Annotated in this window: 18 protein-coding genes; 1 reads left to right on the forward strand and 17 read right to left on the reverse strand. The window is 68.1% G+C overall.

Features of this window, described 5'->3' with window-relative positions; genetic code table 11:
• Nucleotides 1-369: 369 nt before the first annotated feature.
• The 7 genes from ACJASC_RS08175 to acs form a co-directional block, all read right to left on the reverse strand.
• Nucleotides 370-1,764, reverse strand: coding sequence for a 3'-5' exonuclease (locus ACJASC_RS08175; RefSeq protein WP_415145070.1), 1,395 nt, complete (start codon nucleotides 1,762-1,764; stop codon nucleotides 370-372).
• 1 nt (nucleotide 1,765) lies between these two features.
• Nucleotides 1,766-2,287, reverse strand: a complete 522-nt coding sequence (locus ACJASC_RS08180) for a hypothetical protein (RefSeq protein ID WP_415145072.1) — start codon at nucleotides 2,285-2,287, stop codon at nucleotides 1,766-1,768.
• 38 nt (nucleotides 2,288-2,325) lie between these two features.
• A complete protein-coding gene (locus tag ACJASC_RS08185) occupies nucleotides 2,326-4,149 on the reverse strand; it encodes a putative nucleotidyltransferase substrate binding domain-containing protein (protein ID WP_415145074.1) in 1,824 nt (607 codons plus the stop codon).
• A gap of 89 nt (nucleotides 4,150-4,238) precedes the next feature.
• The gene (locus ACJASC_RS08190; protein ID WP_415145076.1) at nucleotides 4,239-6,023 is read right to left on the reverse strand and encodes a sodium:solute symporter family protein; all 1,785 of its coding nucleotides are present in this window, start codon (nucleotides 6,021-6,023) and stop codon (nucleotides 4,239-4,241) included.
• Between the two features lie 5 nt (nucleotides 6,024-6,028).
• Nucleotides 6,029-6,316, reverse strand: coding sequence for a DUF4212 domain-containing protein (locus ACJASC_RS08195; protein WP_415145330.1), 288 nt, complete (start codon nucleotides 6,314-6,316; stop codon nucleotides 6,029-6,031).
• 71 nt (nucleotides 6,317-6,387) lie between these two features.
• A complete protein-coding gene (locus ACJASC_RS08200) occupies nucleotides 6,388-7,077 on the reverse strand; it encodes an adenylate kinase (RefSeq protein WP_415145078.1) in 690 nt (229 codons plus the stop codon).
• 5 nt (nucleotides 7,078-7,082) lie between these two features.
• Complete coding sequence (gene acs, locus ACJASC_RS08205; RefSeq protein ID WP_415145080.1) at nucleotides 7,083-9,050, reverse strand: acetate--CoA ligase; 1,968 nt, start codon at nucleotides 9,048-9,050, stop codon at nucleotides 7,083-7,085.
• A gap of 466 nt (nucleotides 9,051-9,516) precedes the next feature.
• Here acs and ACJASC_RS08210 point away from each other — a divergent pair, with 466 nt between their 5' ends.
• The gene (locus ACJASC_RS08210; protein WP_415145082.1) at nucleotides 9,517-11,829 is read left to right on the forward strand and encodes a PAS domain S-box protein; all 2,313 of its coding nucleotides are present in this window, start codon (nucleotides 9,517-9,519) and stop codon (nucleotides 11,827-11,829) included.
• A gap of 17 nt (nucleotides 11,830-11,846) precedes the next feature.
• On the opposite strand, the gene ACJASC_RS08215 is transcribed toward ACJASC_RS08210, so the two are convergent.
• The 10 genes from ACJASC_RS08215 to ACJASC_RS08260 all read right to left on the reverse strand — a co-directional run bounded on the left by ACJASC_RS08215 (nucleotide 11,847) and on the right by ACJASC_RS08260 (nucleotide 22,869).
• On the reverse strand, nucleotides 11,847-13,166 hold the full coding sequence (locus tag ACJASC_RS08215; RefSeq protein ID WP_415145084.1) for a mechanosensitive ion channel family protein: 1,320 nt from the start codon (nucleotides 13,164-13,166) through the stop codon (nucleotides 11,847-11,849).
• 85 nt (nucleotides 13,167-13,251) lie between these two features.
• Nucleotides 13,252-13,947 carry a FadR/GntR family transcriptional regulator gene (locus tag ACJASC_RS08220; protein ID WP_415145086.1) on the reverse strand — a complete coding sequence of 232 codons (696 nt, stop codon included), beginning with the start codon at nucleotides 13,945-13,947 and terminating at the stop codon, nucleotides 13,252-13,254.
• The gene (locus ACJASC_RS08225; RefSeq protein WP_021695738.1) at nucleotides 13,944-14,777 is read right to left on the reverse strand and encodes a sulfite exporter TauE/SafE family protein; all 834 of its coding nucleotides are present in this window, start codon (nucleotides 14,775-14,777) and stop codon (nucleotides 13,944-13,946) included. Before ACJASC_RS08225 ends, ACJASC_RS08220 begins: the two co-directional genes overlap by 4 nt.
• A 1-nt stretch (nucleotide 14,778) precedes the next feature.
• Entirely contained in the window at nucleotides 14,779-15,528 is a 750-nt protein-coding gene (locus ACJASC_RS08230; RefSeq protein ID WP_021695739.1) for a DUF1028 domain-containing protein, read from the reverse strand.
• Between the two features lie 2 nt (nucleotides 15,529-15,530).
• Nucleotides 15,531-17,315 (reverse strand): gamma-glutamyltransferase family protein, encoded by a 1,785-nt coding sequence (locus tag ACJASC_RS08235; protein ID WP_415145089.1) that lies wholly within the window; start codon nucleotides 17,313-17,315, stop codon nucleotides 15,531-15,533.
• A 23-nt stretch (nucleotides 17,316-17,338) separates the two neighbouring features.
• A complete protein-coding gene (locus ACJASC_RS08240; RefSeq protein ID WP_415145091.1) occupies nucleotides 17,339-18,238 on the reverse strand; it encodes an ABC transporter permease in 900 nt (299 codons plus the stop codon).
• Nucleotides 18,238-19,182 (reverse strand): ABC transporter permease, encoded by a 945-nt coding sequence (locus ACJASC_RS08245; RefSeq protein ID WP_415145093.1) that lies wholly within the window; start codon nucleotides 19,180-19,182, stop codon nucleotides 18,238-18,240. Before ACJASC_RS08245 ends, ACJASC_RS08240 begins: the two co-directional genes overlap by 1 nt.
• A 60-nt stretch (nucleotides 19,183-19,242) precedes the next feature.
• A complete protein-coding gene (locus ACJASC_RS08250) occupies nucleotides 19,243-20,754 on the reverse strand; it encodes an ABC transporter substrate-binding protein (RefSeq protein ID WP_415145095.1) in 1,512 nt (503 codons plus the stop codon).
• A gap of 28 nt (nucleotides 20,755-20,782) precedes the next feature.
• Complete coding sequence (locus ACJASC_RS08255; RefSeq protein WP_415145097.1) at nucleotides 20,783-21,886, reverse strand: ABC transporter ATP-binding protein; 1,104 nt, start codon at nucleotides 21,884-21,886, stop codon at nucleotides 20,783-20,785.
• Entirely contained in the window at nucleotides 21,883-22,869 is a 987-nt protein-coding gene (locus tag ACJASC_RS08260) for an ABC transporter ATP-binding protein (RefSeq protein ID WP_415145099.1), read from the reverse strand. Before ACJASC_RS08260 ends, ACJASC_RS08255 begins: the two co-directional genes overlap by 4 nt.
• Nucleotides 22,870-23,079 lie beyond the last annotated feature (210 nt).

The following is a 23,079-nucleotide window of genomic DNA, read 5'->3' on the forward strand; positions in this document are numbered from 1 at the left end:
TCGGCGACGGCGCGATGATCTCCGTCGGATACAACGCAACCCGCCGAACCCCGAAAGGCGCCGAGGCGCTCCATGACGACGGAGCCTATGTCCGAGTGCGAATGGCCCTGGGTGAAAGGCTGTGGGACAGGCTTGCGAACTTTCTCAATCGGTAAGCCGGGCCCGCCGAGTTCCGGACCTATCGATCCCCACCTGTGAACCGGGCCTGCCAGCCTCCGCACGGGCTGCATTCGTGTGGCCCTGCCTTGCGGATCGCGACCCTCAACTTCTGCCATCGACGGGCCATGACAGATCGTCGCCCGAGCGGCAGAGAACAAGGAACATGGGCGGAATACGCTTGAGAAAGGCCGCGCATAGCCTGCGACGGGCTCAGCCCGCCTCGCCGACGAGGGCTTTGACGATGCGCTCGTGGCGCGTCATCTCGTCGATCAACTGGCCGAGCGTGGTCGCCCCGCGCCCTTCGCAGATGGCGAGCAGGCGGACCAGCACTTCGGCCGTCGCGCGCGCGTCGCCGAGCGCCGTGTGGCGATCGGCCTCGAGAAGCGAAACCCCGAGCCTCTCGGTCAGCGCGTCGAGCGTATGTGTTTCGTGCCCGCCGAAGACCACGGCCGAGATCAGCACCGTGTCCAGGATCGGCTGCTCCGGCGCGGCCCCGGCGCGGCGCAGCATCGCCATGTCGAAAGGGGCATTGTGTGCCACGGGGACCGAGCCTTCGGCAAAGCGGCGGAAGGCCTCGGCCGCGCGTCTCGGGTCGGGCGCATCGGCGACCGCGTCGGTGGTGATGCCATGGACGCGCGCGGCGGCGGCGGGGATCGGGCGGCCGGGATCGACCAGCGTCTCGAACGCCTCGCCCGGCACGATCCGGCCGCCGAGCACGCGCACCGCGCCGATCTGCACGATCGCGTCCGAGACCGGATCGAGGCCCGTCGTCTCGGTGTCGAAGACCACGAAGCTCAGATCGCGCAGCGGCGTGTCGCGGGCGGCGGCACCGGCCCGGCCCGCAAGCAGCGCGAAGTCGTAGGTGAGCGGGCGCTCGGCCTCGGGGTCGAGCGGCTCGAGCATGAGCATGTAGCCCGAGGCCTCGCCCATCAGCCGGATATGGCCGGTACAGACCCGGCCCGAGACCGTCTCGGCCACCAGCGGCGCGCGGCGCGCGCCCCGGCGGTGCAACTCGTCGAGCGCGGCCTCGATCGGCCCCGGACGCAGGTATTCGAAAATCGAGGCGTTGAGCCGCACCGGCCCCTCCTGCCCCAGCAGGTCGGCGGACTGCCCGTCATAGAGGACAAGCTTGTGGCCCGGCCCCATGATGCTGACCGCGACCGGCATCCCGGTGAGCACGGCGGCGAGGCGATCCTTCTCGGCGGCAAGCTCGGCGGTGCGCTCGGCCAACGCCTCGGCGGCGTCGAGTGTGGAACGGCCGAGCCTATGGGTGACGGCGGCGGCGGCAGGCACCAGATCGTCGAGCCAGCGCGCGCTCGCGAGGTCGAGCGGCGTCTGCGTGCCGCCATGCGCATGAGCGCGTAGCCGCGCGGCAAGGGCGATGACCGGCTTCGCCACGTTTTCATCGAAGAGGAGCCAGATCCCGGCGATGACCCCAAGAAGGCCGAAAGCCGCCACCACCCCGGCGGTGACGAAGGGCGAGGCCTGGGCCGCGCCCGATTGCCGGTAACCCAAGGTGAGGCCGACGGTGATCGCGGCCAGCCCACCCAGCCCCGCCAGCGCGAAGAACAGCGCGATGCGCCCCCGCAGGCCCGGCCGCCGCATCTCAGGCCCCCGCGCAGGCGACAAGGAGCAGCGGATCGTCGGGCGGCGCCTGCGTCCAGTCCGCGCCCTCGATCGCCCCGTTGGTGCCGATATCCGCGCCCTCGACCAGCGCGGCGCGCCGGTTTCCGGCGCAGTCGAAAGCGACGGGCACCCGCCGCAGCGGCGCCCAGCGGCCGAAGAAATACATGGTGGCGATGCGTTCGTCCGGGCGGTCGGGATTGGTGCGCAGGCTGGTCCTGTCCACGGCGACGAAGCGGTCGACATAGGGCACGAGATAGGTCCACGGGCGGAAGGCCGCGCGCTCCTCGACCTTGTCGGCGACGACGATCCCCTCGGGCAGTGCGGCGACGGTGCGGCCGTACCAGCTGTATTCGAGGCTGATCGTCGCGGCGATCATCGCCAGCCCCGCAACGGCGGGCATCAGCCAGCGTGGCAGCCGTCCGCCGGTCGCGCGGTTCGCGGCATAGACGACGAGAGCGCCGGTCACGCCCGCGAGGACCACGCCGAGGAGTTCCAGAAACATCCCACTTCCTCCCTGCCGCGCACTGTGGCGCGGCCTTGTTACAACAGGCGCCGCCCCTGCATCAGCGCGGCCTGCATGGTTTTGACGACCACGAAGGCATCGCGCAGATGGGCGCGCTCGAAATCCGACAATTCGTTCGGCTGCATGAAGTTGTCCGGCGCTTCGCCGCGCCTGATCTGGCGGGCCTGATGCTCGATCCGGGTCTGGGCGATCACGTCATAGGCGTTGATCAGGTCGCGCGCGCCATGCAGGCTGATCACCCCCGCCTCGCCCGCCGCCTCGAGCCGGGCGCGGGTGTTCACCGGCGCGAGCCGACCCTGCAGCGCGTAGATCCGGGCGAGATCGACGACCGGGACGACGCCGTTCAGCTTGAGGTCGATATGGTTGCGATGCTCGCCCGAGCGCAGCGTCGCAAAGCCACGCAGCAGGCTCAGCGGAGGCACGTGGCCGGTCGCGTTCGAGGCCATGTGCGCTGTGAAGATCGAATTGCTGCTCGCCGCGCGCAGGGTGTCCTCGTGCAAGGGCGCGAAAAGCCCCTCCTCGCCCGCGATGACCCGCAGGTCGAACATGACGGAGGCGAGCATCTGCGCCTCCTTCGAAGGCCGGGCGATCCAATCGCGGAAATAGCCCGCCCAAACCTCGGTGCGTTGCCGCCAACGCGGGTTCGTGGCCATCATGTTGCCGGGGCAGTAGACGTAGCCTGCGGCGTTCATCCCGTCAGAGACGAAGCGGGCCAGCCCGTCGAACCAGCGCATGTCGTCATCGGTGGCGGCGTCCGAGACAATGAGCGCGTTGTCCTGATCCGAGATCCCGGTCTGCTCCTGCCGGCCTTGGCTGCCGCAGGCGACCCAGGCGAAGGGGACGGGCGCCGCGCCATGCGCCTTCTCAAAGAGGCGGATCAGCCGGCGCGTCGCGCCGTCGGCCATGTCGGTGACGAGACGGGTGACGACCTCGTGGCGGTTGCCCGCTGCGGTGAGCTGGACCAGCAGGTCGGGGATGCGGGCGGTGACACACGCGAGCTCCTCGGGCGCGCCCGCGCGCGCCATGTCGCCCAGAAGCCCGGCGGAGGTCGAGGCGAGAAACCGGGTGAGGTCGGTCTGGGTGACCATCCCCACCAGCCGTCCGCCATCGACGATGGGCAGGTGGCCCAGATGGCGTTCCATCATCCGGTGCAGCACATCCGATCCGATGGCGGTGGAGGGCAGCGTGACGGGGCCTTTGGTCATCACCCGGGCGACCGGCGTGTCATGCGGCAGCGCCTCGGCCAGCGCCTTGTTCACCATGTCGCGCAGCGTGACGATGCCGCGCAGCTCGCCATCTTCGGTCACGCAGAGCGACGAGATGCGCCGGTCGCGCATCGTCCGGGCGGCCGCGCGCAGGCTGGTCCCGGGGGCGCAGGTCACCGGGTCGGTCGCCATGAGATCGGCGACGCGGGTCGAGGTCAGCTCCTCGGCGCGGGTGCGGGGCCGGTCGCCGAGCGGGTTGGAGCGGTCGAAGAAGCGGCGCACGAGCCGATGCTCGCGCATCAACTCGGCGAAAAGATCGGGGCCGATCAGCAGCAGCGCGCTCGCCTCGTCGGCGCGGGCGGTGACCAGCGCGGTGCCGCCGCGCTGCAGCGCGCGCTCGCCGAAGCTGTTGCCGGGGCCGAGACGCGACACGGTGGCGCCGCGCGCGTCCGTGGTGGTCACGGCGCCGGAGCGGATGACGAACAGGCCGGGCTGCGGCGCGCCGACCTCCGAGAGCGTCTCGCCCCGGGCGACCTCGATCGGGCGGGCCTGCCCGGCGATCCGGGCGCGCACCGGATCGGGCAGCCGGTCCCAGGGGGGCTGCCGCGCGAGAAAGGCATCAATGGGCTGCGGCATCGCGGCCTCCGACAAGGATCGTCCCGCGCCATGCTGGGCGCGGGACGCAAGGCTCGCAAGGGGCGAACGGCGCCGCCCCTCGTTCGGAGTCAATGGCCGGCGGTCGCCGCCCCTGCGCCGCGCGGGATGCGGACGCTCTCGACCAGCTCCTGAATCTCCTGCGGCGGCTCTTGCGTGGCCCGGCTGATCAAGATCGCCGTGGCGAAGTTCAGCACCGCGCCCACCGCGCCGAAGGAAGTCGACTTCACCGTGAGGAAGAGCGGGTCCGCATCGTCGAAGGAGTTGGTGCCCGGAACGAAGAACCAGCCCTTGTGCAGGAAGATGTAGACCACCGTCACGCCGAGGCCCACGAGCATCCCCGCCACGGCGCCGGTGTTGTTCACCCGCTTGGAGAAGATGCCCATCATCAGCGCCGGGAAGATCGACGCGGCGGCGAGGCCGAAGGCGAGCGCCACGGTCTGCGCGGCGAAACCCGGCGGGTTGATGCCCAGATAGGTCGCCATGGCGATGGCGGCGGCCATGGCGATGCGCGCCGACAGAAGCTCGCCCTTTTCCGAGATGTTCGGCGCAAAGCGGCCCTTCACCAGATCATGGCTCACCGCCGAGGAGATGGCGAGCAGGAGGCCGGCCGCGGTCGACAGCGCAGCGGCGAGGCCACCGGCGGCGACGAGGCCGATCACCCAGCCCGGCAGGTTGGCGATCTCGGGGTTGGCGAGAACGAGGATGTCGTTGTTGAAGTTGACAAGCTCGTTGCCCTGCCAGCCCGCTTCGGCGGCGCGGTCCTGCATCGCGGGTGCCGCGTCGTTGTAGTACTGGATCCGGCCATCGCCGTTCTTGTCTTCCCAGCCCAGAAGGCCGGTCTGCTGCCACGTCGCCATCCAGTCATATGCCGGATCGTTCTCGATCGTCTCGACCGACACGGCTTCGGCGTTCGTGCCCTCGGGCCAGAACTGCTGCGTGATGTTGAGCCGCGCCATTGCGCCCACGGCGGGAGCGGTGAGGTAGAGCAGCGCGATGAAGACGAGGGTCCAGCCCGCAGACCAGCGCGCATCCGAGACCTTGGGCACGGTGAAGAAGCGCATGATCACATGCGGCAAACCGGCGGTGCCGATCATCAGGCTGAGCGTGAAGAGCAGCATGTTGAAAGTGTCGCCGTGATGCGCGGTATAGGCGTTGAAGCCCAGATCGGTGACGATCAGGTCGAGCGTTTCGAGAAGCGGCCTGCCGCTGTCGGTATCGGCGAAGAGGCCGAGGGCCGGGATCGGGTTGCCGGTGAGCTGCAGCGAGATGAAGACTGCCGGGATCGTGTAGGCGGCGATCAGCACGCAGTACTGCGCGACCTGTGTGTAGGTCACGCCCTTCATGCCGCCGAACACCGCATAGGCGAAGACGACCACGGCGCCGATCAGCAGACCGGTGGTGTTGTCCACTTCGAGAAAGCGGCCGAAGGCCACGCCGACGCCGGTCATCTGGCCGATCACATAGGTGAGCGAGGCCACCAGAAGGCTGATCACGGCCACGAGCCGCGCGGTCGGGCTGTAGAACCGGTCGCCGATGAACTCGGGCACGGTGAACTTGCCGAACTTGCGCAGATAGGGTGCCAGCAGCAGCGCCAGCAGCACGTAGCCGCCGGTCCAGCCCATCAGATAGGTGGAGTTGTCGTAGCCGGTGAAGGCGATGAGGCCCGCCATCGAGATGAAGGAGGCCGCCGACATCCAGTCGGCCGCGGTGGCCATGCCGTTGGTCACCGGATGGACGCCGCGACCGGCGGCGTAGAACTCCGCCGTGGAGCCCGCGCGGGCCCAGATCGCGATGCCGATATAGAGCGCGAAGGAGGCGCCCACGAAGATCAGGTTGAGGGTGAACTGGTCCATGGCGCTTATTCCTCCTCGACGCCGTGTTGCCGGTCGAGCCGGTTCATTCGCCAGGCGTAGAAAAAGATCAGCGCCAGAAAGACGAGAATCGACCCTTGCTGCGCGAACCAGAAGCCCAGATCGGTGCCGCCGATCCCGATCCAGCTGATCAGCGGCCGCAGGATGATGCCGAAGCCAAAGGAAACGATGGCCCAGATGATGAGGCAGATGGTGATGATCCGCACGTTGGCGGACCAATAGGCCTTGTCATCCTTGGTCATCGTGGTTGGTGGATGTGTCGTGTGATCCGACATGCGGGCTCCTCCCGTCGTTGCGTGGATGGCGGCCCTCACGCGTTCCTCCGGCCGCCGGTCTTGGTCTTCGCTCAGGCCGTTTCGTACCGCCGGACGATCTCCGACAGGGCCTGCGCGATATCTTCGATCGCACCCATCGCCGGCACGCGCTCAAGCGTGCCCCGGGCGCGGTAATGGTCGATCAGCGGCGCGGTCTCGGCGTGGTAGGCCGCGAGCCGCGAGGCCACCGTCTCGGCGGTGTCGTCGGCGCGCCGCTTGAACTCTGTGCCGCCGCAGACGTCGCAGATGCCGGGTGTCTCCGGGCGCTTGAAGCTGTCGTGCCAGCCCTCGCCGCAGGTGGCGCAGGTGTAGCGGCCCGAGATGCGCTCGACCATCGCCGCGTCGTCCACCTCGAGGCTGATCACCGCCGAGACCGACTGCCCCCGCCGGGCCAAGAGGTCGTCGAGCGCCTCGGCCTGCGCCGGGGTGCGCGGAAAACCGTCGAGGATCACGCCGCGCGCCACGTCGGGCCGGTCGAGACGATCGTCGAGGATGGCGATGACGATCTCGTCCGAGACGAGCCCGCCCGCCTCCATCACCTCTTTCGCCCGCGCGCCGGCCTCGGTCCCTTGGGCCACGGCGGCGCGCAGCAGGTCGCCGGTGGAGAGCTGGACGAGGCCGAAGCGCTCCTCGAGCTTGCGCGCCTGCGTGCCCTTTCCCGCGCCCGGAGGCCCGAGAAGGATGAAAGCGGGCGCCTGCGCGGGGATATCCCTGTCCGCCATCGGCCTCAGCCCCGGTTCATGCGATTGTCGATCAGCTCGTCCACCACCGAGGGGTCCGCGAGCGTCGAGGTGTCGCCGAGGCTGCCGTGATCATTCTCGGCGATCTTGCGCAGGATGCGGCGCATGATCTTGCCCGAGCGGGTCTTGGGCAGGCCGGGGGCCCACTGGATCAGGTCGGGGCTGGCGATCGGTCCGATCTCCTGACGCACCCACTGGCGAAGTTCTTTGCGCAGTTCCTCGGAGGGCTCGATGCCGTTCATCAGCGTGACGTAGCAGTAGATCCCCTGCCCCTTCACCTCGTGCGGATAGCCGACCACGGCGGCCTCGGCGACCTTGGCATGGGCGACCAGCGCGCTCTCGACCTCGGCCGTGCCCATGCGGTGGCCTGACACGTTGATCACGTCGTCGACGCGGCCGGTGATCCAGTAGTCGCCATCCGCGTCACGTCGGCAGCCATCGCCCGAGAAGTAATAGCCCGGATATTGCGAGAAATAGGTCTGCTCGAACCGCTCGTGATCGCCCCAGACGGTGCGCATCTGCCCCGGCCAGCTCTCGGCGATGGCAAGCACGCCCTCGGCCTCGGTCGCTTCCAGCACCTTGCCCGACTGGGGGTCGAGCACGACAGGCTGCACGCCGAAGAACGGCTTGGTGGCCGAGCCGGGCTTGGTGGCGGTGGCGCCGGGCAGCGGCGTGATGAGATGCCCGCCCGTCTCGGTCTGCCACCACGTGTCGACGATCGGGCAGCGGCCCTTGCCCACCACCTCGTTGTACCAGTTCCAGGCCTCGGGGTTGATCGGCTCCCCCACCGTGCCCAGCAGGCGCAGCGCGCTCAGGTCATGCTTCTCGACCGGTGCGGCGCCGTGGCCCATCAGCGCCCGGATCGCGGTGGGCGCGGTGTAGAATTGGTTGACCTTGTGCTTGGCGCAGACCTCCCAGAAGCGGCCCGCATCGGGCCATGTCGGCACACCTTCGAACATCACGGTGGTCGCGCCGTTGGCGAGCGGGCCATAGACGATGTAGCTGTGCCCTGTCACCCAGCCGACATCGGCGGTGCACCAGTAGACGTCGCCCTCATGATAATCGAAGGTGATCTGGTGCGTCATCGCCGCATAGAGCAGATAGCCGCCGGAGCTGTGAACCACGCCCTTGGGCTGACCGGTGGAGCCCGAGGTGTAGAGGATGAAGAGCGGGTCTTCCGCGTTCATCTCGGCGGCCTCGGAATGGTCGTCGGCCTCGGCCATCAGCTCGCCATAGTCGAAGTCGCGGCCCTCGACCCAGGTGGTCTGGCCCCCGGTGCGTCGGACGACGAGACATTTGACGTCGTCGTTGCAATGCAAAAGCGCCTGATCGGTGTTGGTCTTGAGCGCGGTCTTGCGGCCGCCGCGCGGCGCCTCGTCGGCGGTGATGACGAGCTTGGCATCGCAGCCTTTGATCCGCGCCCCCAGCGCATCGGGCGAAAACCCGGCGAAGACGACCGAATGGATCGCGCCGATCCGGGCGCAGGCGAGCATCGCATAGGCGGCTTCGGGAATCATCGGCAGGTAGATGACGACCCGGTCGCCCCTGCGCACGCCCAAGGTCTCGAAGACATTGGCGAGGCGGCTGACCTCGCGGTGCAGCTCGCGATAGGTGATGTGCTGCGCCGGGTCGGCCGGGTCGTCCGGCTCCCAGATGATCGCGGTCTGCTCGCTGCGGGTCTCGAGATGCCGGTCGATGCAGTTCTGCGCGACGTTGAGCGTGCCGTCCTCGAACCACTTGATCGAGACGCCGCCCAAGGCGAAATCGGTATTCCTGACCGTGGAATAGGGTTTGATCCAGTCGAGCCGCTTGCCCTCCCTGCCCCAGAAGGCGTCGGGATCGGCGACGCTGTCGCGATACATCCGCTCATAGGCCTGCGCATCGACGTGGGCGCGCGCGACCACCTCCTGCGCAGGCGGATAGACAGAGCTCGAGAGCCTTGTTTGGGTGTTCATGCCGAACCTCCTCCTCCGGTTCCGATGCGCCGCGGCCTCCTCTTCGAACCATCCGTTACCCGACGGCACGATGCACTTGCGGCACAAAATCTCCTCGGAAGGGTCATAAGCGAATTTTGCAAAGATGTAGGCAAGCTACTCAGCCCATGCCTCTTTTTTGTAAATTTGTTTTCGCCTGTTATGAAATACTGTAAAGTTTCTGCAAATGCACAGAGCTTGCACCGGTCTGGCAAGGGCACGGCACAAGCGCGGCAGAGCATTGCGCCGATGCAACTTTCGCGCGAAACACCATGCGACGGCTCGCATGACCGGCTTGATCCCCCGCCGCTTTCATACCAGTTGCATTCGTGATGGGCGGGGTGATTGCCGTGCGCGTGCTTCGGGACTATTGCCGGTCGTCGGTCCGGCCTCGTGCGCGGATCGCCCGAACGCCACCCTCCCTGCCGCGAAGGATCATGAAACGGTCATGAAAACGGATGATTTCCTGAACGGCTTGGGGCTTGGGTCCACCGCCCGCATCGACTGGCCCGAAGTGTTTAACGAGCTGCACGAGGGTCTCGTGATCGCCGAAGTGCTTCGGGACGAAAACGGCAGCCTCAACTGGCGCTATCTTCACGTCAACAAGGCCTGGTCCAAGCTGACGGGACTGAGCTCGGCGGGCATCGTCGGCAAGAAGGTCACGGAAGTGATTCCCGACGTCGAGCCGCACTGGCTCGAGGATTTCGCCCGCGTTGCCGTCGACCAGCGCGCGCGCACCTTCGTAGGCCCGGTCTCGCAGCTGGGCCGCACCTACGACATCCGTGCTTTCCCGATCGCCGCCGACCGCTTTGGCGTGCTGTTTCTCGATGTCACCGAGCGCGAGGCGAACGAAGCCCGGCTCACGCGGCATGCCAAGGACCTCGAAGCGCGGATCCGGGCCGAGTTCGGCTCTCGCGCCCGCATCTGGGAGGTGTCGCCCGACATTCAGGTCGTGGCAAATCACGAGGGCCATTTCGAACAGGTGAACCCGGCCGCCACCGCGACGCTGGGCTACGCGCCGGACGAACTGTGCCGCATTCCCTTCATGGAGCTGGTGCATCCCGATGACCGGACGAGCACCATCGCCGCCTTCGAGAACGTCAAGCGGGATCAGCCGGTCCTGCGCTTCGAGAACCGCTATCGCTGCGCCGATGGCACCTATCGCTGGCTGTCATGGGTGTCGGTGCCGCATGAGAACAAGGTCTATGCCACCGCGCGAGACGTCACCGAGGATAAGCAGCGCGCCGCCGAGCTGGAGCTGCGCCGCGCCGAGCGGAGCAACCTGTGGTCCGCTTCGCGCGACCTGCATGTCATCGTGTCGCTCGACGGACATTATCTCGAACTGAGCGATGCCTGGCCGGCCCAGCTCGGCTACTCGGTCGAGGAGCTGACGGGGGCGAGGTTCGACGCGCTGATCTTCGAGGAGGACATGGCTGTCGCCCATGACCTCTTCGCGCAGCTGTCCCGGACCGGATCGGTCGATGACGCCGAAATGCGCATGCGCGACAGCAGCGGCGCGGCGCGCTGGTTCGGCTGGAGCGCCGTGATCAGCGGCGACGTCATCTTCGCCACCGGCCGGAACCTCGACGAGAGGCGGCGGCGGGACGAACAGCTGCGGCTGGCCGAGGCGGCGCTGACCCAGTCGCGCAAGCTCGAGACGCTGGGCCAGCTCACGGGTGGCGTCGCGCATGACTTCAACAACCTGCTGGCGGTGATCCAGTCGAGCCTGAGCCTGTTGCAGACGCGTCTCGACCCCGCCGACGCCCGCGCCGCGACGCTTCTGGACAACGCTCTTTCGGGGGCGGAACGCGGCGCCAAGCTGGTGCAGCACATGCTCGCCTTCGCGCGCAAACAGGATCTGGCCCCGACATCGGTCGATATCTGCGGCCTCGTGTCGGGCATGGATCAGCTGCTCGAAAGCTCGCTCGGCCCCGAGATCGAGGTGCGCCGCCGCGTTGAGGACGAGGTGCCGCCCGCGCTCGTCGACGCCAACCAGTTCGAGATGGCCGTGCTCAACCTAGTGGTCAACGCGCGCGACGCGATGGAGGGAGAGGGCGTGCTGACCCTGTCTTGCGAGACGCGCGACGGCGATGCCGACCCCGAACTCCCGCCGGGCCGCTATGTTCGCTTTGCTGTGACCGATGACGGCCCCGGCATGGACGCCGCCACGCTGGCGCAGGCGACCGAACCCTTCTTCACCACCAAGGGCGTCGGCCGGGGCACCGGTCTCGGGCTCAGCATGGTGCACGGGCTGGCGCGACAGTCGGGGGGCGCGTTCCGGCTTTGCAGCGCGCCGGGCCGCGGCACGACGGCCGAGATCCTGTTGCCGGTGGCGGCGGCCGCGCCTGCCGAGATCCCATCGGCGTCCGCACCCTCCGACCGTTCGGACGAGACCGGGAAACCGCTGAAGATCCTCGCGGTGGACGATGATTTCCTCGTGCTGATGGGGACGGTCGGAATGCTCGAGGAGCTGGGGCACGAGGTGCTGCAGGCTGCACGTGGCGACGAGGCGCTCGATATCTTCGAAGCGCAGGGCGACATCGACCTCGTTCTGACCGATCAGGCCATGCCGGGCATGACCGGGGCCCGGCTCGCCGAGGCCATGCGGGCCCGGCGGCCGGATCTGCCGATCATTCTGTGCACCGGCTATGGCGAGCTGCCCGAAAGGAGCGAAGCCTTCGTCTCGGGTCGTCTTGGCAAGCCGTTTTCCGAGCGCCAGCTCAGCGAGGCGATCGACCGCGCGCGGCCGCCAAAGGACTAAGCACCCGCTACGCGCGGCTATTCGCGCGGCGCGTCCTTGCGCAAAAGGTCGTCCTCTTGGGCACGCTCGGCCTGCACCATCGAGATGAGGGCCTTTTCCTCGGATTGGTGGAAGGCGGCGGCTTCGGGTTCGGGCCGGGCCTCGCGCGGCGCCTGCGGTTTCGGCCCTTGCGTCGGCGCCGGGGCCCCCATTCCTTCGAGCCGGATGCGGTAGGTGGTGTCGGGGATCGACACGCCCGCGGCCTCGATCGCGCCCTTGACCAAACGGATCGCGTCGCCGCGCGCGGTGGCGAAACCTGTGGCGTTCTGGTCGATCCAAGCACTGGATCGCAGGATCGCGCCGGATTCGGTCACATCCTCGATCCAGACCAGGGGCGCCGGTTCGGCCAGGACGAAGGGCAGCTGCGTCAGCCTGCGCTGTGCCAGAAGCCGCGTCGCCTCCAGATCGGCATCGGGGTCGATGCCGATGTCGAAGCTGAAACGCCGCTCGGGGTTGCGGGTGTAGTTGATGATCCGGCTCTTGAAGACCACGGAGTTCGGGATGCGGATGTGGTTGCCGTCAAGCGACAGCAGGATCGTCGCGCGCGAGGTCAGCCGGATCACCCGGCCCGTGTCGCCTTCGATCTCGACGAGGTCGTTGGGTTGGAACGGCTGGCGCAGGCTAAGCATGATCGAGGCCACGAAGTTCTCGACCGTGTCGCGCACAGCGAAGCCGATGGCGAGGCCGACGAGGCCCGCCGCACCGAGGATCGTGCCCAAGAGCGCCGCCGCCCCCGCGATGTCGAGCGCCACGACCACCCCGGCAATGCCCATCGCGACCCGCACCGCCTGCCGGTAGAGACTGGCGATGAAGGTGTTGGGCGCGAGCCGGTCCCAGAACCGCGCCCGCGCCAGCAGGAGGCCAAGGCCCACCACGGATGCGAAGACGGCCAGCGCCAGCAGCATGAGCGGCAGCCGTGCCACGGCCTGCGCGATCCGGGTGCGAAATCGCTCGAAAGCGGGGTTGAGCTGCTCGGCGATCTCGCCGGTGGCCTCGATCTCGTTGCGCACCGCGACCACGCCGTCGAGCCGCTCCGCGATGGCGGCGATCTCTGTGCTGTCGGTCTCCTCGGCCACCTCGCCGGTGAGCCGGACGACCCCGGCACTCACGCCGACGCCGATGCCCTCCTGGTCCAATGCCTCGAGGATCGCGCCGAGGCGTCCGGCGATCTCGTCATCGGGGCGGACATCCTCCACGGCGATGGGCGGCGGGGGTGCCGGGGTGGGCGTCTCCTGCGCGCGGATCGGCGCCAGCGGTGTTAGCAGGAGGGTGAGGGCGAGGAGGAGGGATCTGGACATGCCGCAGAGCTAGGGCCGCCCGGCCCGCTGCCCATCCCCGACGTGGCGGCCACCTCTTCGCGGCCGGACATGCGCGGCGCTGCGCCTAATCGGCCTCCGCGCCCGCCTCGTGACGCCGGACCCGCAGCATCGTGCTCGACACCGCCAGAAGATGCCGCTCCATCTCGGCGGCGGCTTCAGAGGGGCGGCGGCCCGCGATATGGGCAAAGAGGTCCTGATGCTGGCGCCCGAGCGCGGCGATCCGCTCGGGCGAAAAGGTCTCGCGCCGCCGCACGGTCCATTGCGCATGCCGCCGCACCGAGCGGATTGACTGGTGGATCGTCAGGAACAGCGGGTTGTGCGCCAGCTCGGCGATCTTGAAGTGGAATATGTCGTCTGCCGTCTCATAGGCGCGCACCTCGCCGGGCGACAGCGTCGCCTGCATCAACCGCTCCAGAACCGAAAGCTCCTCGGAGGTGGCGCGCTGCGCGGCGAGCGCCGCCAGCGCCGGCTCGATCTCCATGCGGACTTCCATGAGATTGTGCGGCGTGACCTGCCGCGCGAGGGTCTCGATGCCGCCGCCTGCGGGGGGCGGCGCGGCGAAGGTGCCCTGACCCTGCCGCCGGAAGATCGCGCCTTCGGATTCCAGCACGTCGAGCAACGACCTGAGCCGCGCCCGACCGAGGCCGAACCGCTCGGCGAGCTGTCGCTCGGGCAGCACCTTGCCGTTGACGAGAAGGCTCTCGTCGCCCAGCCCGGCGCGCAGCCGGTCCAGCAGCTTTTGATCTTCGCCCGGAGTCATGCCAGCTCCATCGCCCCGGCAAGATCCCAGATCATCCGCGCCGAGGTCAAGGCCAGGAACAGCCCGAAAGACAGGCGCAGCGCCCGTTGCGGGATCGAATGGGCGAGCTTCACGCCGACACCGGCGAAGCTGGTGGTGAGGGGGATGATGACGGCCACGGCGACGAGATTGACGTATCCCACCGAGAAGGGCGGCAGCCCCTCGGCTCCGAGGCCGGTCCACATGTAGATCAAGGCACCCGGCAGCCCGATCACGAAGCCGATCGCCGCCGAGGTGCCGACGGCGCGGCGGATGTCGTAGCCGAGGAAGTTTAGAAGCGGCACGCAGACCGTGCCGCCGCCGATCCCCATCATCGACGACACGGTCCCGGCGAAGATGCCGAAGCCCGCCCAGGCCGGCTTGGAAAAGCCCTTGGGCACCACCTCGCCCTTGCGGCCGCGCAGCATCATGTCGGCGGCGACGACGGCGGCGACCACCGCGAAGACGCCGATCAGGATGCGCCCATCAATGAGCCCGCCGGTGAAGCTGCCGATCACCACGCCGACGAGGATCGAGGGCGCCCAGAGCTTGAGCAGGTCCTTGTCGATCGCGCCCTTCTTGTGATGGCCCCAAGCCGAGGACAGCGAGGTGAAGACGATGGTGGCGAGCGATGTGCCGACCGCCACCTGCATGGTCAGCCCCGGCTCCATGCCGGTGAGTGAGAGCGCGAAATAGAGCGCAGGCACGATGACGATGCCGCCGCCGACGCCCAAGAGCCCCGCGAGGATGCCGCCCATGACACCCGCCGAAACGGCGACGGCCAGAAGCGTCAGGATCGTTCCGAGGTCCATCTCACGACCCCGTTTCGGTTGCGCGCGAACGCGAGCTTCGGCCCTCGAGGCGGCGACGGTCCTCGGCCTCGGCGATGGCGTGGTCGATCGGCGCGCGATCGGTGAGGCCCGAAAAGTTCTCGGCGGTAGGCATCGCCTCGGCCACGTGCAGGTAGCGTTCATCCGCCACGTCGAGCAGGCGGCGCAGTTCGGCCAGCGGATCGGCTTCGTCATCCACCCTGAGCGACAGGTAGGCGTAGTCCTGCCCGCGATGCACGGTGAGACAGGCGGCCTGACGGCCGCGCTTGTCGCCGCCCGCGGCCTCGCCCGCCTCCATTGCCGTAAGCAGCCTCTCGGCCATCGAGCCCTGCGCCTTGATATAGGCGGCATAGGTCGCCTCGATGACCCCCGGTCCGGCCAGCATGTTGCCCGCGACCGAATGGTGCCGACCCACCAGATGCCCGGCCCAGTCGATGCAATCCGCGCCGGTATGCGCTGCGAAATTGCCCTTCGCGTCCATCATGTGACACTGCCGGATCGCTTGGCCCTCATCACGGGACTTGAAATCGGCGAGCACCGCCTCGGCGCTTTCCCCCGCCGCCAGCCGGGTGCGCCCTTCGACGCCCCAGATCGGGTTGACGAAGGCCTGCGTGGCGACGGCGCAGCGCGCGCCGACGTAAGGGACGGCGGCACCCGCCGCAAAGAAGCGCGAGGCGACGGCGAGGCCGATCTCACCGGTGGCGGGGTCATGGGCGATGATCGAATAGGTCATGCTCAGCGCCCCACCGCATAGGCCTGCATCAGCCGCGGCGTGGCGGCGGCGCGCAGCAGCCCGTCGGGCTCGCGCAGCGCCGCCGTCAGCCGCCCGACGCTCCACGGCTCGGCCACGGTGACCTTGTGACCGCGCCCGCGCAGCGCCTCGATCACCTCTTCGCCCACCGAGGGTTCGATCATCATCTCGCCGGGCTTGGTCTCGCGCGGGTAGAACGAGCCCTGGAAATGCATCGAATGGAACAGCGGCGCGTCCATCCCCTCCTGCAGGTCGAAACCGTGATGCACGAAACGCAAAAACCACACGAGCTGCCACTGGTCCTGCTGATCGCCGCCGGGCGTGCCGAAGACGAGACCGCGCCCGTCCTTTTCCGCCAGCGTCGGGGTCAGCGTGGTGCGCGGTCGGCGGCCCGGCGCGAGCGAGGTGGGCAGCCCCTCGTCGAGCCAGAACATCTGGGCGCGGGAATTGAGCGGAAAGCCCAAGCCCGGGATGACCGGCGAGCTTTGCAGCCAGCCGCCCGAGGGGGTCGCGGCGACCATGTTGCCCCATTTGTCGATCACGTCGAGATGCACGGTGTCGCCGCGCTTTTCCGACAGGTGCGCCATGGTCGGCTCCTGCGGCGCGGCGTCGGGGTTGCGGTCGAAATCGCGGGCTGCGCGTTCGATCGCGGCATCCGCCTGATGCTCGAACCCTTCGATCCGGCCCGGGCGCTGCTCGGTCGAAGCGGTTTCCGAAATCAGTCGGGCGCGCTCGGCGCCGTAGGCGTCCGAGAGCAGCACTTGCATCGGGATGTCGGACTGCGCGGGGTCTCCGTAATAGGCCTCGCGGTCGGCATAGGCGAGCTTCATCGCCTCGATGACGGTATGCACGAAGTCCGGACCGTTCGGGTCCATCGCCGCGAGATCGAAGTTCTTGAGGATCGACAGCGCCTGAAGCAGCACCGGCCCCTGCCCCCATGGCCCGGTCTTGTGCACCGTCCAGCCATGGTAGTCGATCGAGACCGGCGCCTCGTAGCTGGCGCGCCAGCCGGCCATGTCGGCGCGGGTCAGTACGCCGCGATTGCGGCGCTCCGAGACGTCGTGCACCTCGGCGTCCTTGAGATAGTCTTCGACCGCCTCGGCGACGAAGCCCTCGGCCCACATCGCGCGGGCGGCGTCGATGCGCGCCTCGCGGGTCGCGCCCTCGGCCTCCGACAGCCGCTCATAGGTGTCGGCAAGGTCGGGGTTGCGGAACAGCTCATGCGCCTGCGGCGCGCGGCCGCCCGGTGCCCAGACGGCGGCGGAGGTCGGCCATTCGGTCTCGAAATACTCGACCAGCCCCTGCATCGTCGCGGCGACGCGCGGCAGGACCGGGTGGCCGTCGCGCGCATAGTCGATGGCCGGGCGCATCACATCGGCGATCTCCATCGTGCCGTGGTCGCGCAACAGCAGCATCCAGCCGTCGAAGGCGCCGGGGATCACCGTGGCCAAGAGCCCGGTGCCGGGAATGAGGTCGATGCCCAGCCCCTTGTAATGCTCGATCGTGGCGCCCGCCGGGGCCGGACCCTGACCGCAGATCACTTCCACCTTGCCGGTCTCGGCGGGCCGGAAGATCACCGGCAGATCGCCCGCCGGGCCGTTGAGATGCGGCTCCACCACCTGCAGCACGAGGCCGGTGGCGACGGCGGCATCGAAAGCGTTGCCGCCGCGCTCGAGGATGCCCATGCCGGTGGCGGAGGCGATCCAGTGGGTCGAGGTGACGGCGCCGAAGGTGCCGCGGATCTCGGGGCGAGTGGTGAAACCGGTCATTTGGACAACTCTTTTCTTGATATTCAGTGTTCGCGCGGGTCGAGCGCGTCGCGCAGCCCGTCGCCCAGAAGGTTGAAGCCCAGCACCACGAGGAAGATCGCGATGCCCGGCCACATCGCCATCCAGGGCGCCTGGCTCAGGAAATTCTTGGCGGTGTTGAGCATCGAGCCCCAGCTCGGCGCGGGCGGCTGCTGGCCCAGCCCGAGGAACGACAGCGACGCCTCGGCGATGATCGCGGTGGCGATGGTCAGCGTCGCCTGCACGAGAACGGGTGGCAGGATGTTGGGAAAGATGTAGCGGCTCAGGATCCTGGGCGTCGACAAGCCGATCGCATGCGCGCCCTCGACGTAATCCTCGGCCTTGACCGAGATCACCTGTCCCCGCGTCAGCCGCACGAAGACCGGCGTGGCCGAGAGACCGATGGCGATCATCGCGTTGGTGAGCGACGGCCCGAGAAAGGCGGCAAGCGCGATGGCGAGGATCAGGAACGGCACCGCGAGCAGCGCTTCGGTACAGCGCGAGATGATGCCATCCGTCCAGCCGCCGAAATACCCCGCGAGGATGCCCAGAGGCACGCCGAAGGCGACCGCGATGCCGACCGAGACCACTCCGGCCATCAGCGACGCCTGCGCGCCCCAGACAAGGCGCGAGAGCACGTCGCGGCCGATCTCGTCGGTGCCGAGCAAATGCGCCGCCGAAGGGGCCTGCCGCACCGCGCCCCAGTCGGTGGCGGTCGGGTCGGGGATCGGCAGGATCGGCGCGAAGACGGCCATCAGCACGAAGAACCCTACCAGCAGCCCGCCCAGAACGGCGGATCGGTGGCTGCGGAATTTCTTCCAGACGCGGTTCTCGGGGCGCTTTTGCAGCACCGGGTCGGCCATCACCTGTGGCTTGAGCGTGGCGGGGCTGGCGGGTTGGGCCATCATTGCTTCCTCAGGCGCGGGTTCAGGACGAAATAGGCGGCGTCGGCGAGGATGTTCATGACGATGAAGCCCATCGCCGTGACCAGCACGATGCCCTGAACCACCGCGTAGTCGCGGTTGAACACAGCATCGACCACGAGCTTGCCGAAGCCCGGAATGGTGAAGATCTGCTCGGTCAGCACGGCCCCCGCGATCAGCTCGCCGAACAAAAGCGCCGTGAGCGTGACGATCGGGGTGAGCGCGTTGCGGAAGGCGTGCTTGAGGATCACCCGGCGTTCGGCAAGGCCCTTGGCCCGCGCGGTGCGCACATAGTCGGATTTCAGCACGCCGAGCATCGCCGACCGGGTGTGGCGCATCAGCGTCGCCGCCAGCGCCGTGCCCAGCACGAAGGCCGGCATCAGCATGGTCTTGAGCGACAGCCACAGATCCTCGGAAGGCGGCACGTAGCCCGAGGCGGGCAGCACCTGCCAGTTCACCGCGACCAGAAGGATCAGCATGATGCCGAGCCAGAAGTTCGGGATCGACAGCCCCGAGAGCGCCACGACGTTGGCGATGTAATCGGTGATCGTGCCTTTCTTGACAGCCGACAGGATGCCCGCCGGAATGCCGATGACCAGCGCGAACACCAGCGCCATCAGCGCCAGCTGGATCGTGACGGGGAGTTTTTGGGCGATGAGCTCGGTCACCGGTTGGTTGGTGCGCAGCGAGATGCCCAGATCGCCGGTCAGCACCCCCTTGATCCAGGTCAGGTACTGAACCCAGACCGGGTCGTTCATGCGGTATTTCTCGCGCAGGAAGGCGATGGTCTCGGGGTCGCGTTCCTCTCCCGCCATGGCGAGGATCGGATCGCCCGGCAGCAGCTTCTGCAGGCCGAAGACGAAGATCGAGATCAGGATGACGGTCGGGATCGCGATGACGATCCGGCGCGCGACGAAGCTGAGCATCAGGGGCACCCGGTGGGTTCGGGGCCGCGCCGCCCGTCAGGGGCGGCGCGGCCGGTCAGGTCACTCGGACTTGGTCACGCCGGAAAGGCGGAACATGCCGTCGGGATAGGGAACGAAGCCCTCGATGTCGTCGTCCAGCGCCCAGATCCAGGTCTCGTGGTAGAGATAGACGATGGGCTTCTCCTCGTTGAGGATCTTGGCCGCGGCGTCGTAGCTTTCCTTGCGGGCCGCCTCGTCGGTGGTCACCCGCGCCTCGTCGAGCAGGCGGTCGACCTCCTCATTGGAATACTTGGCGTCGTTGAGGCCCGCATCGGTGGTCATGAACTGGTGGATGTTGCCGTCCGGATCGACCCGGCCGGACCAGCCGACCTGGCTCGCGGTGAAGTCGCCCGCCGTCTGGTCGGACAGCATGGTGGCGAATTCCTTGGAGGTGATCGAGATGTTGATCCCCGCCTCGGCGGCCATCGACTGGATCACCTGCATGAGCTGCAGGTTGACCGGCGAGTTGGGCGCCTGCACCTCGAGATCGATGCCGTCGGCGAAGCCCGCCTCGGCCAGAAGCGCGCGGGCCGCCTCTACGTCGCGCTCGGGCACGGGAATGCTCGTGTCGTACCAGGGCGAGTTCGGCGGGAAGGCCTGGTTGCCGGCGGGCGCGGTGCCCTCGAACACGACCTGGTTGATGGCATTGCGGTCGATTGCCAGCTCCAGCGCCTTGCGCAGCCGCGCATCGTTGCCCCACGGGTTGTCGCCGCGATCGCCGTTGTCGATATTGAAGGTGATGCCCTGATAGCCCAGCGACACGGCCTCCTCGACCTGCAGGGACGGATCGTTGCGCACCTGCGCCACATCCGTGGCGGCGAGGCGGTTGATCGCGTCCACATCGCCCGATTGCAGGTTGGCGAGACGCACGGTGCTGTCGGGGATCGGCAGGTAGGTGACGGTGTCGAAGTGGATCTCGTCCGCGTTCCAGTACTCGGCGAATTTCGACAGCACGATCTTGTCCTGCGCCACCCGCTCCTCGAACTTGAAGGGGCCCGAGCAGACCGGGTTCAGACCGAAATCGGCGCCTGCCTCTTCGGCGGCGGTGGGCGAGACCATCATGCCCGCGCGGTCGGCGAACTGCGCGAGCAGCGTGGCGTCGGGCTGGCTCAGATCGATGCGGATCTCGTGGGAGCCCAGCACCTCGGTGCCGGAGATCGAGGCGACCTCGGATTTGCGGCGGCTCTCCTCCATGGTCTGCGACCGCTCGATATTGGCGGCCACGGCCTCGGCGTCGAAGGGGGTGCCGTCATGGAAGGTCACGCCCTCGCGTAGCATCATGGTGAGCTGGGTGCCGTCCTCGTTCCAGCTCCACTCGGTGGCGAGTTGCGGCACGATCTCGAGCTCGGGCGTGATGTCCACCAGCTTGTCGCACAGCGCGGTATAGACGATGCGGCCCACGAAGGTGCGCGACTGGTCTGGATCGAGAACGTCCGGATCGCTTTCAAGCGCGAAACGGAAATCGGCCGCCTGCGCCGAGAGCGCGGTGGCGCTCAGCAGGGCCGCGAGCAGCGTGGTCTTGCGAAAAGTCATGCGTTTACCTCTGTCTGTCGGTCGATGTTCAGGCTTCGGCGTTGGTCGCCGTTTTACTCTCGGGTGCCTGCGTGGCTGCCTCGTAAAGGGCGAAGCGTCTTTGCGCGCCTTCGCTGCGCCCGTCGGCGGGGGTGAGGCCCGCCGACGGGCGCGTGGCCGCGATCTCCTGCCAGTAATGGCAGGCGACGCGGGTTTCGTCCGCCGCCGGGCGCAGTTCGGGGATGCGCGCCGCGCAGTCCTCTCGTGCGAAGGGGCAGCGGGTGTGAAAGCGGCAACCCGAGGGCGGGTTCGCCGGACTCGGGGTCTCTCCCGACAGCGCGAGCCGCGTCTTGGCGCGGCCATGCGCGGCCTCGGGGATCGCCGAAAGAAGCGCCATGGTGTAGGGGTGACGCGGCCGCGCGAAGATCTCGTCGGTGGGGCCGCTTTCGACCACCTGGCCGAGATACATCACCGCGACGCGGTCGCTCATGTGCCGGATCACCGCGAGGTCGTGGGCGATGATCACCAGCGTCATGTCGAACCGGGATTTCAAATCGTGCAGCAGGTTCACCACCTGCGCCTGCACCGAGACATCGAGCGCCGAAACCGGTTCGTCGCCGATCACGAGGCGCGGGTTCGAGGCGAGCGCGCGGGCGATGCCGATGCGCTGGCGCTGCCCGCCCGAGAACTCGTGCGGGTAGCGGTCTGCGTGCTCGGGGCGCAGGCCGACCGTGCGCAGCAGCCGTGCCACCTCGGCCCGGCGCTGCATGCGCGACAATTCGGGGCGGTGCGTCTCGATCGGCTCGCCCACCAGCTTGCCCACGCTCATGCGTGGGTTGAGCGAGGAGAACGGGTCCTGGAACACGAACTGCATGTCGCGGCGCAACTCGCGCAGATCGCGGCCCCGGATGCCCGCGATGTCGCGCCCCTCGAAGGCGATCGCGCCCTCGGTCGGTTCCAGAAGCCGCATCAGGAGCCGCGCCAGCGTGGACTTGCCGCAGCCACTTTCGCCGACGATGGCGAAGGTCTCGCCGCGCCGCACCTCGATCGACACGCCGTCGACCGCGCGCACCACCTTGGTTTCGGCCAGGAAGCCGCCGCCGACGTTGAAATGCTTCTTGAGCCCTTCGGCCTTGAGGAGGACGTCGCTCATGCGCTGCGCTCCAGGTGCAGTTCCAGCGGTGCGAAATGGCAGGCGGCGCGGTGGCCGGGGGTAATGTCGCGCAGCGGGGGCCGGGTGCCGCAGACCGGGGCCGCGAAGGGGCAACGCGAAGAGAACCGGCAGCCTTCCGGCATCTGCCCGATGCTCGGCACCGATCCCGGTACCGTCGAGAGGCGGCGGCGCGGCCCGGTGAGTGTCGGCACCGAGGCCATCAGCCCGATGGTGTAGGGATGCTGCGGGTCGTTAAAGATCGCTTCGGCAGGCCCGTATTCGACCACCTGACCCGCATACATCACCGCGACATCGGTCGCGATCTCTGCCACCACGCCGAGATCATGGGTGATCATGATGGTGCCCATGCCGGTCTCGGCCTGAAGCTCGGCAATGAGATCGAGGATCTGCGCCTGCACCGTCACGTCGAGCGCGGTGGTCGGCTCGTCGGCGATCAGAAGCTCGGGGTCGTTGGCCAGCGCCATTGCGATCATCACCCGCTGCCGCATGCCCCCCGAAAGCTGATGCGGATATTCGTCGAGCCGTTGCTCCGGCGCGGGAATGCCCACCTTCGCGAGCATCTCGAGCGCCCGTGCCCGCGCCGCCGCGCGCCCGCATTGGCGGTGCCGCTCCACGGCTTCGGCGATCTGGTCGCCGATCCGAAAGGCAGGGTTGAGCGAGGTCATCGGCTCCTGGAAGATCATCGCCATCCGGTCGCCGCGCATTTGCGCGATGCGGCCCTGATCGGACGACGCGAAGCTTTCGCCGTCGAAGCGGACCTCGCCGCCACCGAAGCGCACGTCGTCCTTGGGCAGGAGGCCCATCAGCGCCAGCGCCGTGACGCTCTTGCCGCAGCCGCTCTCGCCGACGATGCACAGCGTCTCGTTGCGGCCGACCCGGAACGAGACGTCCTGCACCACGTCCTGATCCTGTCCCCGAAAGCGGAACTGCAGGTTCTTCACGTCCAGAAGCGGCTCGGCCATCTTGCACGTTTCCCTCTGCGGATAGGTCTGGCGCCTTGGCGACACAAACCCATTCAGAAACCAATGCCGAATTGGTGGCAGGCCGGGATCGATCTGGCAACCCTGTTTTTATGCAATCTTGCGGCAGGGTCCGCGCTGCATCGGAATCCGCCGTTCCGGTCAATGGTCGCCAATTGGTTCGGCATGGCGCGAATGACAGGTCGCCGCTCG

Origin of the sequence: Limimaricola cinnabarinus (assembly GCF_047631075.1) — a bacterium.
Classification (GTDB): Bacteria; Pseudomonadota; Alphaproteobacteria; order Rhodobacterales; family Rhodobacteraceae; genus Limimaricola; species Limimaricola cinnabarinus.